This window comes from Vibrio sp. Vb1755 (assembly GCF_033338635.1).
GTDB lineage: Bacteria > Pseudomonadota > Gammaproteobacteria > Enterobacterales > Vibrionaceae > Vibrio > Vibrio alginolyticus.
In genome coordinates this window covers 1-1,091 of the sequence record NZ_JAWOTA010000316.1, presented here as the reverse complement: position 1 = coordinate 1,091, position 1,091 = coordinate 1, and the positions used below count along the sequence as shown (strand labels likewise).

General features: G+C 43.2%; 1 protein-coding gene. It reads left to right on the top strand.

Translation table 11 applies throughout. The annotated features are described in order from the left end of the window. Nucleotides 1–299 precede the first annotated feature (299 nt). A partial coding sequence (locus R7E00_RS24835) for a DUF2797 domain-containing protein (RefSeq protein ID WP_318124883.1) occupies nt 300–1,091 on the top strand: 792 nt, incomplete at its 3' end.

Here is a 1,091-nt window from a genome sequence, read left to right as displayed (position 1 = left end):
TTTGAACTTCAAATAAAGTCATTTATCAAGAAACAAAATTACTTTTGGCTTGGGTTCTTATTTCCGATACATGGTAACGCGTTTTGAACCGTTATCACGGTTTAAAATCGTCCAATTTGATGACTTACTTGTTATTTGCGAAGCAATTCACAACCACTCAAGCGAGGCACCATCAAGCTTTGCGACGAGAAACAATGGTCATTCATTGTGGAAACATTGCCAGTTATTAACCCTGTCAACCCTGCATCTTGAGCGCACTTCGTTATATACTGTCGAAAAACACAATAACGAGTAATGTCATGTCATTAATTGCTACTGGTACGCTAAACAAAATGCGTGCTTCTCTCGATGGTGCCGTCAGCTATCGTCTTCCCGTGGGTGATGAAGAAGTCGATCTGTCACCGTTTCTCGGTAAAACACTCACGTTGACGCATACTGGCAATATTTTTTGTTGCTCATGTGGTAAGAAAACCAAGAAGAGCTATTCTCAAGGTCACTGTTTCGTGTGTATGAAGAAGCTTGCGAGCTGCGATATGTGCATCATGAAGCCAGAGACTTGCCACTACGACCAAGGCACATGCCGCGAACCGCAGTGGGGAGAAGAAAACTGTATGGTGGATCACTTCGTGTATCTATCAAATACATCAAGCTTGAAAGTGGGCATCACTCGCCACACTCAAATTCCAACACGTTGGATTGATCAAGGTGCAACTCAGGGTCTGCCAATTTTCAAAGTCAAAACGCGTCATATTTCAGGCTTGATTGAAGTGGAACTGGCAAAGCATATTGCAGACAAAACAAACTGGCGCACTTTGCTTAAAGGCGATGGTGAACCGATTGAATTACAAGATCGTTTTGCTGAACTGCTTCCTCTTGTGCAAGACAAGATTGCTGAAATCAAACAGCAATTTGGTGAAGATGCCATCGAGGTGCTGAGCGAAACCATTACCGATCTTAGCTACCCCGTTCAGCAACACCCAACGAAAATCACCTCTCATAACTTCGACAAAAACCCGGTTGTGACTGGCATTTTGCAAGGCATCAAAGGTCAGTATCTGATTTTTGATACCGGTGTGATTAACGTCCGCAAA